The sequence below is a fragment of the Streptomyces sp. CBMA123 genome (assembly GCF_014596465.1).
GTDB lineage: Bacteria > Actinomycetota > Actinomycetes > Streptomycetales > Streptomycetaceae > Kitasatospora.
Window position 1 is genome coordinate 1 of the sequence record NZ_MECK01000131.1, and the last position, 14275, is coordinate 14275.

Annotated in this window: 10 protein-coding genes and 1 pseudogene; 6 read left to right on the forward strand and 5 right to left on the reverse strand. The window is 72.9% G+C overall.

What is annotated here, in order from left to right:
* Positions 1-697, forward strand: a 697-nt coding sequence (locus BG452_RS16845; protein WP_223242323.1) for a hypothetical protein, incomplete at its 5' end; no start/stop codon positions are given.
* Positions 698-707: 10 nt separating this feature from the next.
* On the opposite strand, the gene BG452_RS16850 is transcribed toward BG452_RS16845, so the two are convergent.
* Positions 708-2294, reverse strand: a complete 1587-nt coding sequence (locus BG452_RS16850) for a M4 family metallopeptidase (RefSeq protein ID WP_188305129.1) — start codon at positions 2292-2294, stop codon at positions 708-710.
* Between the two features lie 237 nt (positions 2295-2531).
* Here BG452_RS16850 and BG452_RS16855 point away from each other — a divergent pair, with 237 nt between their 5' ends.
* Positions 2532-3860 carry a hypothetical protein gene (locus tag BG452_RS16855; RefSeq protein WP_188305120.1) on the forward strand — a complete coding sequence of 443 codons (1329 nt, stop codon included), beginning with the start codon at positions 2532-2534 and terminating at the stop codon, positions 3858-3860.
* 7 nt (positions 3861-3867) lie between these two features.
* Here the strand turns inward: BG452_RS16855 and BG452_RS16860 are convergent, their stop codons facing one another.
* Positions 3868-5961, reverse strand: coding sequence for an amino acid adenylation domain-containing protein (locus BG452_RS16860; RefSeq protein ID WP_188305121.1), 2094 nt, complete (start codon positions 5959-5961; stop codon positions 3868-3870).
* A 293-nt stretch (positions 5962-6254) separates the two neighbouring features.
* Here BG452_RS16860 and BG452_RS16865 point away from each other — a divergent pair, with 293 nt between their 5' ends.
* The 4 genes from BG452_RS16865 to efeU all read left to right on the forward strand — a co-directional run bounded on the left by BG452_RS16865 (position 6255) and on the right by efeU (position 10927).
* Positions 6255-7130 (forward strand): ABC transporter ATP-binding protein, encoded by an 876-nt coding sequence (locus BG452_RS16865; protein ID WP_188305122.1) that lies wholly within the window; start codon positions 6255-6257, stop codon positions 7128-7130.
* A gap of 140 nt (positions 7131-7270) precedes the next feature.
* Positions 7271-8419: an iron uptake system protein EfeO gene (gene efeO / locus BG452_RS16870; RefSeq protein WP_188305123.1), complete on the forward strand. Its 1149-nt coding sequence runs from the start codon at positions 7271-7273 to the stop codon at positions 8417-8419.
* Positions 8420-8505: 86 nt separating this feature from the next.
* Positions 8506-9831: an iron uptake transporter deferrochelatase/peroxidase subunit gene (efeB, locus tag BG452_RS16875; RefSeq protein ID WP_188305124.1), complete on the forward strand. Its 1326-nt coding sequence runs from the start codon at positions 8506-8508 to the stop codon at positions 9829-9831.
* Between the two features lie 253 nt (positions 9832-10084).
* The gene (gene efeU, locus BG452_RS16880; protein WP_188305125.1) at positions 10085-10927 is read left to right on the forward strand and encodes an iron uptake transporter permease EfeU; all 843 of its coding nucleotides are present in this window, start codon (positions 10085-10087) and stop codon (positions 10925-10927) included.
* Between the two features lie 82 nt (positions 10928-11009).
* On the opposite strand, the gene BG452_RS16885 is transcribed toward efeU, so the two are convergent.
* The 3 genes and pseudogenes from BG452_RS16885 to BG452_RS16895 all read right to left on the reverse strand — a co-directional run.
* Positions 11010-11198, reverse strand: a complete 189-nt coding sequence (locus BG452_RS16885; protein WP_188305126.1) for a hypothetical protein — start codon at positions 11196-11198, stop codon at positions 11010-11012.
* Positions 11199-11506: 308 nt separating this feature from the next.
* Entirely contained in the window at positions 11507-14089 is a 2583-nt protein-coding gene (locus tag BG452_RS16890; RefSeq protein WP_188305127.1) for an ABC transporter permease, read from the reverse strand.
* Positions 14090-14148: 59 nt separating this feature from the next.
* Positions 14149-14275, reverse strand: a pseudogene (locus BG452_RS16895) (ABC transporter ATP-binding protein); the annotation flags it as partial.

Consider the following 14275-nt stretch of genomic DNA (forward strand, 5'->3'; position numbering starts at 1 on the left):
CCGGGTGGCGGCGCTGGGCCTGCCGCCGGGGCTGGCGGACCAGGCGGGCCGGCTCGCCGCGGCGGCCCCGGAGGCGAGCCTGGAGGTGATCGTCGCCCAGTACGGCGGGATCCTCGCCGACTCGGCCAGCGTGCTGGTGGTCTGCCGGCAGTGGACCAGACAGCCGGACGGCTCGGTGGCCTCGGGCGGCGTCACGGTGGACGTCCGGTTGAGCCGGGCCGAGCCGCGCTGGACCGTCACCGCGCTGTACCCGGGGGATCCGGGCCCGGCCGCGGCCTCGCCCGTCCCGGCGGTGGCCAGGGTGCTGGCCGAGCCGAGGATCGAGCTGCCGCCCGAGGCGGCGGACGACCTGCGCAGCGGCACCGTCCACGACACCGTGCTCGCGGCGATGCTGCGGCTGGCCGGCCCGTACGCGCTGTCGGTGAGCGTGGTGCGCAGCGGTCACCCGCTGGACGTCTTCGGGACGGCCCGGCCCAGCGACCATCCGCTGGGCCGGGCCTTCGACGTGTGGCGGATCGACGGCCGGGCGGTGGTGGACCCGGCCACGCCCCGGCAGCTGGTCGAGTCCTTCATGCGGGACGCGGCGGCGGCCGGTTCGTACAACGTGGGCGGGCCGGTGGCGATCGCGGGTGTCGGCAACCGGTTCTTCACCGACGACACCCACCACGACCACGTCCACATCGGGTTCAACAGCTGACCGTGGGGCGTCAGTTGACGTTGACGGCGCTCCAGGCGGCGGCGACCGCGTTGTACTCGGTGCTGCCGGCGCCGTAGAGGTCGCGGGCGGCGTTGAGGGAGGCTGCGCGGGCGCCCTTGTAGTTGGTGGTGGAGGTCATGTAGACGGTCAGCGCGCGGTACCAGATCTTGGCGACCTTCTGGTTGCCGATGCCCGTGACGGTGGACTTGTTGCAGGTCGGGCTGTTGTAGGCGACCCCGTTGACGGTCTTGCCGCCGCTGCCCTCGCTGGCGAGGTAGAACCAGTGGTTGCCGACGCCGGAGGAGAAGTGGACGTCGAGCTTGCCGACCGAACTGCTCCAGCAGTCGGCCGACTTGCCGTCCAACGAGGGCTTGTCGAAGCGGCGCAGCCACGGCGGGGTGGACTGGTCGCTGAACAGGTAGTCGCCGGTGTCGACCTTGTTGTTGGCGTACCACTCCACCATGGTGCCGAAGATGTCGCTGGTGGACTCGTTGAGCCCGCCGGACTCGCCGCTGTAGCGCAGGTTGGCGGTGGCGCTGGTGACGCCGTGGGTCATCTCGTGGCCCATGGTGTCGAGGTCGACCTGCTCGGGGTCGGTGTTGCCGTTGCCGTCGCCGGTCATCATGCAGAAGCAGCTGTCGGACCACTGGGCGTTGTCCCAGTTCGTGCCGACGTGGACGAAGACGGTCGCGCCCTTGCCGTCGTTCTTGATGCCGTTCCGGCCGTGCACGTTCTTGTAGTAGTCGTACGTCCAGGCGGTGTTGGCGTGGGCGTCGACGGCGGCGGTGGCGCGGTTGGCGGAGAACTTCCGGCCGTCGCCCCAGACGTTGGTGGTGCTGGTGAACGGGGTGCCGGAGGTGGCCTTGATCGAGCCGGCGGAGAGGTTGCCGGCGTCCTTGGTGACGTGGCCGCGGACCGGGTCGGTGAGGGTGTAGCCGCCGTTGGCCGCGGTGGTCTCGATGGTGACCTGGCCGGTGTACTCGGAGTTCCCGGTGCCGGCGGCCTGGTGCTCGGCGTCGTAGGACTCGATCTGCTCGCCGGTGGTGGCGTCGGTGACGACCACCTTGCCGGCCGGCTGGCCGTGCTCGCCGGTGCCCTCCACGACGGTGCGCCAGGCCAGCCGGGGGGTGCCGTCGGCGGCCCAGACCACCAGCTCGGGGGTGCTGGTGGCGTCCCGGACGCCGGGGGCGGCGGAGAGCGCGTTCGCGGCGCCGGACTGGGCGGGCACCTTGGGGACGGTGGACTTCACGGCGGCGTCGTGGGCGGCCGCCCGGGAGGTGTCCTTGAGCCTGCCGCGGGTGTCCTGGTGGACGACCAGGTCGCCACCGACCACGGGGAGGCCCTGGTAGGTGCGGTCGAAGCGGATGTGGGAGGTGCCGTCGGCGTCGAGGACGACGTCCTTGAGGACGAGGTCCTGGCCCGCGCCGTAGCCGAAGACCCCGGCGTTGTGGGTGACGTTGGCGCGGGCCTGGGCTATCGCCGCGTCGCGGGTGGCGGGCGCGGCGGAGGCCGTGGTGGCGGGGACGGCCACGGCGGCGAGGGCGGCGACGACGGCGATCGCTCCGGCCGTGCGGACACGGCGGGAGGAGGGGGTCAGGCTCAACTCTGGCTCCAGTGGGGTTAGCTGCAGGGAAAGGGGCTGCAAAGAGCTGCGACCGAGATTGACGGCGATCAGTCAGGTTGAGCTAGAGGAAAGGTCATAACTTTGCCAAGTTGTGTCCTTGTCAAATCAAAAATGATCGGAACTTAACAAGCCGTCCACACGGCCGTCGTGACCGTCGACTACCGGCACCGCCGGGGCCGTTGACGCTCCGAGCCCCTAAGCTCTCGCTCCATGGACGGATGGGTGGGGGCCTGGACCGGCGGGCGGGCGGCGGTGCACATCGGCAACGTCGCGGACTTCAACGCGCAGTTCGTCGCGCCCGGCATGGATGCCGCGCAGCGGGCACGACGGCTGCGGCAGGCGCACCACTACGCCTGCCTGGCCGTCGGCTACAGCCCGGAACCGGCGGTGCTGGTGCTGCCCGCCGAGGTCGACCGGGCCTGGACCGACTGGCTGGCCCGGGAGTTGGCCTGGGGGCCGGTCCAGGTGCACAGCGGAGTCGCGGCCGGGCAGACGCTCGCCGAGGCGCTCGCCGCCCGGCCGGCCCTCGCCGCCGCGATCGCCGACTCCGGCCACCCGGTCATCAGTTGGGGCCGCACGGCGGCCCAGGGCGAGGGGCCCGAACTGGCCGCCGTCCGCCGCTACGAGTCCAAGGCCGCCGCCCACGGGCTGTTCGCGCAGCTCGCGCCCGCGCACCCCGGGATCGTCGTCCCGGCCCAGGAGCGCGCTGACGGCCGCCGCCGCGCCGCCCGCCGGCTGACCGTCCGCGCCACCCGGGGCCTGACCACCGTACTGAAGAGCCCGCACGGCGTCGGCGGATACGGCACCGTCGTGGTCGAGCCCGCCGAACTGTTCGCCGCCGGCGGCGGTGGCGCGCTGCTGCGCCGCCTGGTCCATTCCGAAGTCCTGCCGCCCCAGGGCGAGTTGCTCCTGGAGGAGTACGTGGACCCGGGCCCGGCCGCCCGGCTGCGCGACCTCACCTACGACGCCGTGATCGGCCCCGACGGCACCGTGCACCCGGTCGGGGCGGGCGCCATGGAGGTGGCCGGCACCCGCTACCAGGGCGTCACCGTCGGCCCCGGCGTGGTGCCTCGGGCCGCCGCCGAGACCGCCCGCGGCCTCGCCCTCGCGGTGGGGGAGCGGCTGGCCGCCGACGGCTACCGCGGCTGGTACGACGTCGACTTCGTCACCGACCGGCAGCGCCGGCTCGCCCCCACCGAGATCAACCTGCGGCTCACCGGCCCCGCCGTCGCCTTCATGCTCCGCGAACGCCTCGACCGGGTACGCGGCCCCGGCCACCTGGTCCGCACCCTGGACGCGCTGCCGCTCGGCGCCCGGCTCGCCCCCGAGGCGCTGCACGACCACCTCGACCGGCAGCGCCGGCGCTGCGCCCGGCTCGGGGTCACCCTGCTGCCGCTGATCCCGACCGCCGGCCACGAGCCGGAGCCCGCCGTCGGCCTCGCCCTGGCCGGGCCGGACACCGAGGCGCTGGACGCCGCCCAGGCGCTGCTCACGGCGGCCAACCACGGGCTGACCGGGATGTTCGAGGCACTGCGCTGATTACACGTCACTTTCTGTTGTCGGCACGGGGCTTGGTCAACAGGAAGATCACCACGATCACCGCGGCCAGCATCAGCGAGATGTTGAACACGTACACCATCGCCGTCTCGCGCGCCCAGTCCGTGGCCGCGGTCAGCCGGTAGAGATTGTCCTGCGGCCACCAGTTGGCGAGCAGCCAGACCACCGAGAGGTGGGTGAGCACCGACAGTTTGGGTGAGCGGCCCTGCCGCAGCACCGCCGGGAGGCCGAGGAACAGGAAGGCCAGCCCGGCGCCGAAGGCGGCGCACTCGGCGAAGTAGAGGAGTCCGAACCAGAAGTGGTACTCGGACGGCACCCCCGAGAGGTCCGTCGAACCGGGGAAGAAGGTGTCGGTGAGGGCCCGGGTGAGGATGGTGGTGACCACCGTGATGAAGGCCGCCAGGCAGCCCGCCGAGTCGTCGCCGTTGTTCGCCCCGCCCCCCGCCTTGCCGCCGCCCTTGCGGCTGCCGCCCGCCTTGGCCGAGTGCGGCGCGGTGTGCTGCGGCGGGGCCGGCAGCGGCAGCGCGGCGCGGTCCAGCTTCCCGGCCCGGGTGCGCGGCAGCTCCGGGACGACGATGACGGCGGCGGGCGAGGAGAAGCCGTTGAGCTCGGTCAGCAGGTACTGGGTGAGCGACCAGCCGTCCACCCCGCCCGGCGAGCCCTGGGTGGGCACCACGTAGCCGACCAGCACCCGCCGCCCCGGTACGGGCTGAACCTCGACCACGGCCGCCTCCCGCACCGCCGGGTGGGCGCGCAGCGCGCCCTCGGCCCGGGCCGCCGCCTTGACCCGCGTGGTCACCGTGGTCGCCCGGTTCGCGCCGAGCGGGCCGACCACGGTGGAGGCCCTTCCGACGAACTCCAGCACGCCGTCCGCCCGCAGTACCCCGAGGTCGCCGGTGAGCAGCACCCGCCCGTCCGGGTCGAAGTCGGCACGGACGAAGTGGCGGGCGGTGTCCACCGGCCGGTTGAGGTAGCCGCGGGTCAGGCCGGAGCCCGCGATCGCGATCTCGCCGACCCGCCCGGACGGCACCGGGGTGGCGTTCGGGCCCAGCACGTACACCCGGGTGCCGGGGAAGGGCCGGCCGACCAGCGAGACCCGCTCGGCGCCCTCGGCGGCGGCCGCGCCGCGCACCTCGAAGTAGGTGCTGTCCACGGTGGCCTCGGCCAGGCCGTAGACGTTCAGCACCCTGGTGCTCCCGCCGAGGAGGCGCTGCAGGGCCAACTGCTCGTCCAGGTACCACTTCTCCGCGCCGATGGTGAGCAGCCGCACCCCGGGCAGCCCGGCGCGGGTCGCGGTCAGCAGGGCGGTGAGCCGGCGCGCGGTGCGGACGTTCAGCTCCAGCACCGTGATCCGCTCCTCCGCCACCAGGGCGGGCAGGGCGGCGAGGTCGGCGGTGCGGTCCAGGGTGAGGTTGTACGCGGCGACCACCAGGGTGGCGCCGGTGCCCAGCGCGCGGACCCAGTCGGCGGTGAAGACGTCGAACTCCAGGCTCGCCGTCTGCAGGATCCGGTCCTCGGGCGTCAGCCCGTACACCTCGCGCCAACCCGCGTACGCGGCCAGCAGGTTGCGGTGCTCGACCAGGGTGCCGGTGGGCAGGCCGGTGGAACCGGAGGTGTAGAAGACGCAGGCGACGTCCCCCGGGGACACCTCCGGCTGCGCGAACTCCTGCTGCGGCAGGTCCGGTTCGTCGAGGCAGACCAACTGCGCCCCACCCGCGTCCGCCAGCCGCACCCGGTGGCGCTCCTCGGTGACCACCAGCTCGGGCGCGGCGTCGCCCAGCACGTGCCGCAGCAGCGCGTCGGGCGCCGTCGGCTCCAGCGGGACGAAGGCGGCGCCGGTCTTCAGCACCGCCAGCATCGCGACGTACACCTCCGTGCCCCGGCCCAGCGCGACCGCCGCCCGCCGGCCCGGGCCCAGCCCGCGCCCCGCCAGGTGGGCGGCCAGCCGGTCGGCGCGGGCGTCCAGCTCCCCGTACGTCAGTTCCTGCTCGCCGCAGCGCACCGCCACCGCCTGCGGCGCCCGGCGGGCCTGCCGCTCGACCAGGCCGTGCAGACTGTCGGGCCGTTCCTCGTCCACGACCATCACGCCTCCCCCTCGTCCCCCTCGGAAGGCACCATGTTCCTCCCCAACTCCCTTCGCGCAAGGGGATTCTGAAGACTCGCCCGCGGGCGGGCCGATCGGATCCGGCGTCAGGCGCAGGCCGCGCGCGGCCGGGCGGGTCGGGCCCGCTGCGCGCGGGCCGGGGTCCATCCCTCGGACGGCCGGGTTCCGCTCCCGCCGACGGTTGTACGGTGCACACGGACGATCGGCGCCGGCCGGCCGGTGCGGCGCCCCGCCCGTACCCTGCCCGGTGCAGCGATCGGAGAGCCGCCCCCATGACCACGTCCGACCCGTCCTTCGACGGCCCGCTGCTGCGCACCCAGGACGTGGACGTCGTGCGCGACGGCCGGCACCTGCTGCGCGGCATCACCCTGGAGATCCGGCCGGGCGAGCACTGGGCGCTGCTCGGCCCCAACGGCGCGGGCAAGTCCACCCTGCTCGCGCTGCTCGGCGCGGTCTCCCACCCGACCCGGGGCACCGTGGACGTGCTCGGCCGCCGGCTGGGCCGGGTCGACATCCGGGAGCTGCGCGCCCACCTGGGGCACGTCAACCCGCGGCACCCGCTGCGCTCGCCGCTGAGCGTGCGCGAGGTGGTGCTCACCGGGTTCACCAACACGATCGAGCCGGAGTGGCACCGCAAGCCCGCCCCCGAGGCGGTGGAGCGGGCGGAGCGGCTGATCGAGACGCTCGGCATGGCCGCGATGGCCGACGCCCCGTGGACCACGCTCTCCCAGGGCGAGCGCGGCCGGGCGCTGATCGCCCGCGCGCTGATGCCCAGCCCCCGGCTGCTGCTGCTCGACGAGCCCGCCACCGGGCTGGACCTCACGGCCCGCGAGCTGCTGCTGGACAGCCTGGACCTGCTGCGCCACCAGCACCCCGAGCTGGCGAGCGTGCTGGTCACCCACCACCTGGAGGAGCTGCCGGAGAGCACCACCCACGCCCTGCTGCTGCGCGAGGGCGAGTGCCTGGCGGCCGGGCCGGTGGACGAGGTGATGACCACCGCGCTGATCAGCGAGACCTTCGGCCACCCGATCCGGATCAGCCGCCGGGAGGGCCGCTGGACGGCCCGCGCGGCCGCCCGCCGGGTGCCGGAGCGGCAGGCGGCGGAGCAGGCGGGGGAGCAGCCGGAGGAGCGGCGGCCCCGGAGGTAACGGTTCGGGCAGGGCGGGGGCCGGGTGTCGACGGTAAAGACTTCTTACGTAAGGTATGCCTTAGCTAAAAAGGAGGCACCGGCCTGGCCGGCGCTTTACCCGGCCTTGGCACCCCCATGCCCTTTTCCGTTGGAGCCCCCATGCCCGCCCGCCGTCGTTCCACCGCAGCCGCGCTGCTCAGCCTCGCCGTGGCCACCGCCGCCCTGGCCGGCTGCGCGTCGAAGAAGGACGACGGGGCGGGCGGCGCGGACGCGGTCAGGATCAACGCCACCGACACCGCCTGCGAGGTCTCCAAGGCCAGCTTCCCGGCCGGTCACGTGGTGCTGGACATCAGCAACAAGGGCTCCAAGACCACCGAGGTCTACGTCTACGCCGCCGGCGACAAGATCGTCACCGAGCGGGAGAACATCGGCCCCGGCACCAAGGCCAGCATCAACGCCGAGATCAAGGCCGGCTCGTACGAGATCGCCTGCAAACCCGGCATGGTTGGCGACGGCATCCGCCAGAAGATCACGGTCACCGGCGAGGGCGGCAGCACCGCCCCGGCCGACCCGCGCCTGGCCGCCGCCGTCGACTCCTACCGCACCTACGCCCAGGAGCAGGCCGACGCCACCATCCCGGCCGTCGAGGCCTTCGCCGCCGCGATCAAGGCCGGCGACCTGGAGAAGGCCAAGTCGCTGTACGCGCCCTCGCGCACCGGCTGGGAGCGCACCGAGCCGGTCGCCGAGAGCTTCGGGGACGTCGACCCCAAGACCGACACCCGCGAGGGCAAGCTGGAGCAGGGCCAGGCCTGGACCGGCTGGCACCGGCTGGAGAAGGCGCTCTGGGCCGACGCCAGGATCGGCGACGAGGAGAAGACCCTCGCCGACCGGCTGGTCGCCGACCTCAAGGACTGGCAGAAGAAGATCCCCGAGGCGGAGATCACCGCGACCAGCATGGCCAACGGCGCCAAGGAGCTGCTGGACGAGGTCGCCACCAACAAGATCACCGGCGAGGAGGACCGCTACAGCCACACCGACCTGGCGGACTTCCACGCCAACGTCGAGGGCGCCCAGAAGGCCTACGAGCTGCTGAAGCCGGTCGCCGCCGAGAAGGATCCGGAGCTGGCCAAGACCCTCGACTCCGAGTTCGCCGCCATCAACGCCCTGCTCGCCAAGTACCGGCAGGCCGACGGCATCTTCACCCCGTACGACAAGGTCACCGAGGCCGAGCGCAAGACCTTCTCCGACGCGGTCAACTCGCTGGGCGAGCCGCTGTCGCGGCTGGCCGCCGCCGTGGTCGTCAAGTAGCGCTCCGCCGAGAGCACTTCAGTAGGCCAGTCAGTCAGAAGTTCAGCAGTTCAGTGGTTCAGCACGTGAGAAGGGCCCGCCCGCCGATGGACGCCGAGAACGAGCAGCAGAACGACACCCCGGCCCCTGCCGCCACCGACACCGCCAACCCGGGCGCGGTCAGCCGCCGCGCCGTCATCGGCTGGGCCGGCGCGGGCGTCGCGCTCGGCGCCGCCGCCGTCGGCTCGGTCGCCGCGGCCGTCCGGCAGGACGACGACCCGGCCCCGGCCGCCGCCGCGACGGCCGCCGGGGAGGTGCCCTTCTACGGGGAGCACCAGTCCGGCATCGCCACCCCGGTCCAGGACCGGTTGCACTTCGCGGCCTTCGACGTCTCCGAGAAGGCCACCCGGGAGTCCCTGGTCAAGCTGCTCAAGGAGTGGACCAAGGCGGCCGCCGCGATGACCGGCGGCCGCGAGGTCGGCACCGGCGCCGTCCCCGGCTCCGCCGAGGCGCCGCCGGACGACACCGGCGAGGCGCTCGGCCTGCCCGCCTCCCGGCTCACCCTCACCATCGGCTTCGGGCCCAGCCTGTTCGAGAAGACCGGCCCGGACGGACAACCGGTGGACCGCTTCGGCCTCAAGGCCCAGCGCCCCGACGCCCTGATCGAACTGCCCGCCTTCAAGGGCGACAGGCTCGACCCGCTGCGCAGCGGCGGCGACCTCTGCGTCCAGGCCTGCGCCGACGACCCGCAGGTCGCCGTGCACGCGATCCGCAACCTGGCCCGGATCGGCATGGGCACCGTCAACATCCGCTGGTCCCAGCTCGGCTTCGGCAAGACCTCCTCGACCACCCCGGACGAGCAGACCCCGCGCAACCTGATGGGCTTCAAGGACGGCACCCACAACATCGCGGGCTCCGACGCCGGCAACCTGGCCGCGCACGTCTGGGCCGCCCCCGGCGACGGCCCGGAGTGGATGACCGGCGGCTCCTACCTGGTCGCCCGCCGCATCCGGATGCACATCGAGACCTGGGACCGCGCCTCGCTCAAGGACCAGGAGGACACCTTCGGCCGCACCAAGGGCGAGGGCGCCCCGTACGGCAAGGGCAGGGAGCACGACGCCCCCGACCTCAAGGCGATGCCCGCGACATCGCACGTCGCCCTGGCCCACCCGGACGCCAACAACGGCCTGATGATCCTGCGCCGCGGCTTCTCCTTCACCGACGGCACCGACGGCCTCGGCCGCCTGGACGCCGGGCTGTTCTTCCTCGCCTACCAGCGCGACACCCGCAAGGCCTTCGTGCCGCTCCAGCAGCGGCTCGCGGCCTCTGACAAGCTCAACGAGTACATCCAGCACGTCGGCTCCGCCCACTTCGCCTGCCCGGCGGGCGTACGCAAGCCGGGCGAGTGGTGGGGCCAGGCCCTGTTCGGCTAGGGGCCTGTCTCCCGGGCCCTTGCCGGGTCCGCGGTGTTGGGGCACGCACCTCGCCGCGTTGTCGTCGGTCGCCCGATGGCCCCCAGCCAGGCGGCCGGGAGGTGCCCCCACCGCATCGCCTCCGCCCCCGGCCTCCGGCCGGGAGGCGCCCCCACCTCCGCCTTGCGATGCACGCCCCCCGACGCCGCGGCCTGATCCGACAGAACCCGAGAGACAGGCCCGTCCCCACCCCCACGGATCCAAGGAGTCAGCCGTGTTCGGCAACTACCTGATCGGCCTGCGCGAGGGCCTTGAGGCCAGCCTGGTCGTCTGCATCCTGATCGCCTACCTGGTCAAGACCGACCGCCGGGACAAGCTGCCGCCGGTGTGGCTCGGCGTCAGCGCGGCCGTGGTGCTCTCCATGGTCTTCGGCGCGGTGCTGCAGTTCGGTTCCTCGCAGCTCACCTTCGAGGCCCAGGAGGCGCTCGGCGGCTCGCTGTCGATCATCTCGGTCGGGCTGGTGACCTGGATGGTGTTCTGGATGCGGCGCACCGCCCGGCACCTGAAGACCGAACTGCACGGCAAGCTGGACGCGGCGCTCGCGATGGGCACCACGGCGCTGGTGGTCACCTCCTTCCTGGCGGTCGGCCGGGAGGGCCTGGAGACCGCGCTGTTCATCTGGTCGGCGGTGCAGGCCACCGACGACGGCTGGAACCCGCTGATCGGCGCCGCGCTCGGCCTGCTCACCTCGGTGGTGCTCGGCTGGCTGTTCTACCGGGGCGCGCTGAAGATCAACCTGGCGAAGTTCTTCACCTGGACCGGCGCGATGCTGGTCGTGGTCGCGGCCGGCGTGCTCGCCTACGGCGTGCACGACCTCCAGGAGGCCGGCTGGCTGCCCGGCCTGCACGCGACGGCCTTCGACATCTCCAGCTCCATCCCCAAGGACAGCTGGTACGGCACCCTGCTGAAGGGCGTGTTCAACTTCCAGCCGGACCCGACAGTGCTGCAGCTGGTGGTCTGGCTGGCCTACCTGCTGCCCACGCTGGCCGTGTTCTTCAACCTGTTCGGCGGCAAGGCGAAGCCCGCCGAGCCCGTCGCCGCCAAGCCGGCCGCCTGACCCGGCAGTTCACCGCACGCCCCGCACCGCCCGGCCGCCCCGCCGGGCGGTGCGGTGTCGTGTCAACAGTCCTGGATCTGTCCTAGATCATGTGGGACTTGGCCAGGAAGAAGAACATCACGAGCAGCGCGATGCCGGCCACGACGAACGGGCCGGCCGCGAGCCGCCGGTGGAACCCGGAGGCGTCGTGGGCGTTCCACAGGTGCGACTCGGCGGTGTCGCGCGCACTCCAGGACACCCGCCGCTGGTAGTCGCAGCTGTCGCACTCCACATAGCGCTCGTCGTTGCCGCGCGTGACGATCCTCGCCGTGTGCGTGTTCCCGCTCGAGTCCGTCCCCGTGATCCAGCTCGAAATCACGATCCACCCCCGTGGTGTGACGTCGTGTCAATGTGCGGCGATCCTTGCACGCATCACCGACAATCCGCCACCGATCACCACCGAGCGCCAGCGAACACCAGCGAACACCACCGAGCGCCGGCGAACGCCGGCGCACGCCACCGGTCCTCGGTGTACGGGGCAAGCGCGGAGCCCCGGACGGTTCGACCGTCCGGGGCTCCGTGGGTGACGCGGGGCGCGGGTTACTGGCTCTTGATCGCGTCCAGGATGTCCAGCCTCGCCGCCCGGTGGGCCGGCCAGAGCGCGGCCAGCAGGCCGATCACGGCGGCCGCGAGCAGGAAGCAGGCGATCTGCAGCGGGGGCACCACGGTGCCGAGCCCCTTGAGGTCGTCCGCCATCGTCCGGATCGCCGCCCAGGCGGTCAGGATGCCCAGGCCGATCCCGACCAGCCCGCCGAACAGCGCGATCAGCAGCGACTCCAGCCGGACCATCCGGCGGATGCCGAGCCGGTCAAGGCCGATGGCCCGCAGCATGCCGATCTCCCGGCGGCGCTCGAACACCGACATCGCCATGGTGTTGACCACACCGAGGACGGCGATCACCACGGACATGCCGAGCAGCCCGTACATCAGGTTGAGCATGTTGGTGATGGCCTGGCGGCTCTCCGCCTTGATGTCCTTGTCGCCCTTGACGGCGATCAGCGGGTTGCCGCCGGTGGCGTCCCGCAGCGCCTGCTTGAGCTGCTCGGTCGCGCCGTGCTCGCCCTTGACCAGGATCTTGTCCAGGCCGGTGCCGGGCTTGGCGTGCGGGCCGACGACGGCCTCCGGGGCGATCACGTTGGCCGGCGCGGTGTCGGCCTCCAGGATGCCGCCGACGGTGAGCGAGCCCTTGGCGCCGTCCGGGTAGGTGACGGCGAGGGTGTCGCCGAGCTTGTAGCCGGCGCGCTCGCTGCGGCCGGCGCTGACCAGCAGCTTGCCCTGCTTGAGGGCGTCCGCGGAGCCTTCCTTGATCTTGACGGTGGTCAGCTGGTCGATGGTCGCCGCGTCCACCGCGGTCAGCCACTCCCGGTCGCCGTCGCCCTCGCCCTCGCCGTTGCCCTGGCCGACGGTGACCGGAAGCCCGCGCTCGGCGCTCATCACGCGGACACCGGGCGTCTTGGCGATCTGGGTGGCGACCTCGTCGGAGAGCATCGAGGCGTTCTGCATGGCGACCGTGTAGTCGGCCTTGAGGTCGCTCTCGGTGGAGTCGTCCACGGCCTTGTTCACCGAGGCACCGATCACCGTCAGCGAGGTGATCAGGGTGACGCCGATGGTCAGCGCCGAGGCGGTGGCGGCGGTGCGGCGCGGGTTGCGGACGGCGTTCTCCTGGGCGAGCTTGCCCGGGGTGCCGTACACGGCGCGCAGCACCGGGGCGAGCAGCGCGATCAGCGGCCGGGACAGCAGCGGGGTCAGCACGAACACGCCGAGCAGCAGTGCGGCCGCGCCGAGGCCGACCAGCTTGACCTCCTTGCCGCTGATACCGGCGGCCAGCAGACCGAGCCCGGCCACCGAGAACAGCAGGCCGACGGTGTTGCGGACCACCAGGCTCTTCTGGGTGGCGGGCTGCTCGGTGGCGCTCATCGCCGCCACCGGGGCGATCCGGGAGGCCCGGCGGGCGGGCAGCCAGGCGGCCACCAGCGTCACCAGCACGCCGACCGCGAGCGCGGTCAGGACGGTGGTGGGGGCGATCACCAGCGGGCCGTCCGGCAGGTTGAAGTCCATCGGGCCGTTCAGCAGCGCCCTGAGCCCGACGGCGATCCCGACACCGGCCAGCAGGCCGCCGACGGAGGCGGTCAGGCCGACCAGGACGGCCTCGACCTGCACCGAGCGGGTGATCTGCCGGCGGGTGGCGCCGACGGCGCGCAGCAGGGCCAGCTCCCGGGTGCGCTGGGCGACCAGCATGGTGAAGGTGTTGGCGATGATGAAGATCCCGACGAACAGCGCGATGGCGGCGAAGCCCAGCAGGAAGGTGTTCAGGACCTTGGAGCCCTGGTCGATCATCCGGTCCTGCTCGGCGGCCAGTTCGCGGCCGGTCCTGGCCTCGATGGTGTCGCCCTGGGGGAGCGCCTGCTTGACGGCTGCGAGCAGGGCGGTGTCATCGGTGCCGGGCTTGGCCTTGACGTCCAGCGAGGCGAAGCGGCCGGGGCTCAGGTAGAGCTGCTGGGCGGTGGCGGTGTCGAAGGCGGCCAGCGAGCCGCCGGCCAGGACGCGCGGGTCGTTGGTGTGCAGGGTGCCGGTGAGCTTGAGCTCCATCACCGGGCCGTTGACGGCGACCCGGACGGTGTCGCCGACCCGGTAGCCGCCCTTCTCGGCGGTCCTGGTGTCGAGCGCGATCTCGGTGGCGTCCTTGGGGCCGCGGCCCTGGACCAGCGGGTAGCGCGGGTCGGTGCCGTCGGCGCCCGGCACGTAGTTGGTGCCGGTGGTGGAGAAGCCGTTGCCGATCAGCGCGCCCTTCTTGTCGGCGATGCCGGCGAAGCCGCTGACCACGCCGCGGGCCTCGGCGGTGCCGGGCAGCGCGGCGACCTTCCGGCGGGCCTCCTCGGTGAGGGTCGGGCCGGTGACGGTGGTGGCGCCGCGGTCGTAACCCTTGCCCACGGCCGAGTCGTCGCTGACCGTGACGGCGATGTCGGCGTAGCTCTTGGAGTTCTGGGTCCGGAGGGCCTGGCCCATGGTGTCGGTGAAGACGAGGGTGCCGGCCACGAAGGCGGTGCCGAGCATGACGGCCAGCATCGTCATCAGAAGTCGGCCCTTGTGGGCCAGTACGTTGCGCAGTGCGGTGCGGAACATGGGGGAGCGTCAGTCCTGGGGGTACTCGGGGATCGGGGGCGTCGGGTGGCTGAACGGGCTCAGCTGGTGCGGCCCTTGGCCTCGAAGCGGCGCATGCGGTCCAGGACGGTGTCGGCGGTGGGGTGGTGGAGTTCGTCGACGATGCGGCCGTCGGCGAGGAAGACGACGCGGTCGGCGTAGGAGGCG

Excerpts from the sequence above, each read along its gene's own strand:
- BG452_RS16890 (WP_188305127.1), bottom strand. The coding sequence starts at position 14,089 with ATGTTCCGCACCGCACTGCGCAACGTACTGGCCCACAAGGGCCGACTT.
- BG452_RS16860 (WP_188305121.1), bottom strand. The coding sequence starts at position 5,961 with ATGGTCGTGGACGAGGAACGGCCCGACAGTCTGCACGGCCTGGTCGAG.
- efeB (WP_188305124.1), top strand. The coding sequence starts at position 8,506 with ATGGACGCCGAGAACGAGCAGCAGAACGACACCCCGGCCCCTGCCGCC.
- BG452_RS16865 (WP_188305122.1), top strand. The coding sequence starts at position 6,255 with ATGACCACGTCCGACCCGTCCTTCGACGGCCCGCTGCTGCGCACCCAG.
- efeO (WP_188305123.1), top strand. The coding sequence starts at position 7,271 with ATGCCCGCCCGCCGTCGTTCCACCGCAGCCGCGCTGCTCAGCCTCGCC.
- BG452_RS16855 (WP_188305120.1), top strand. The coding sequence starts at position 2,532 with ATGGACGGATGGGTGGGGGCCTGGACCGGCGGGCGGGCGGCGGTGCAC.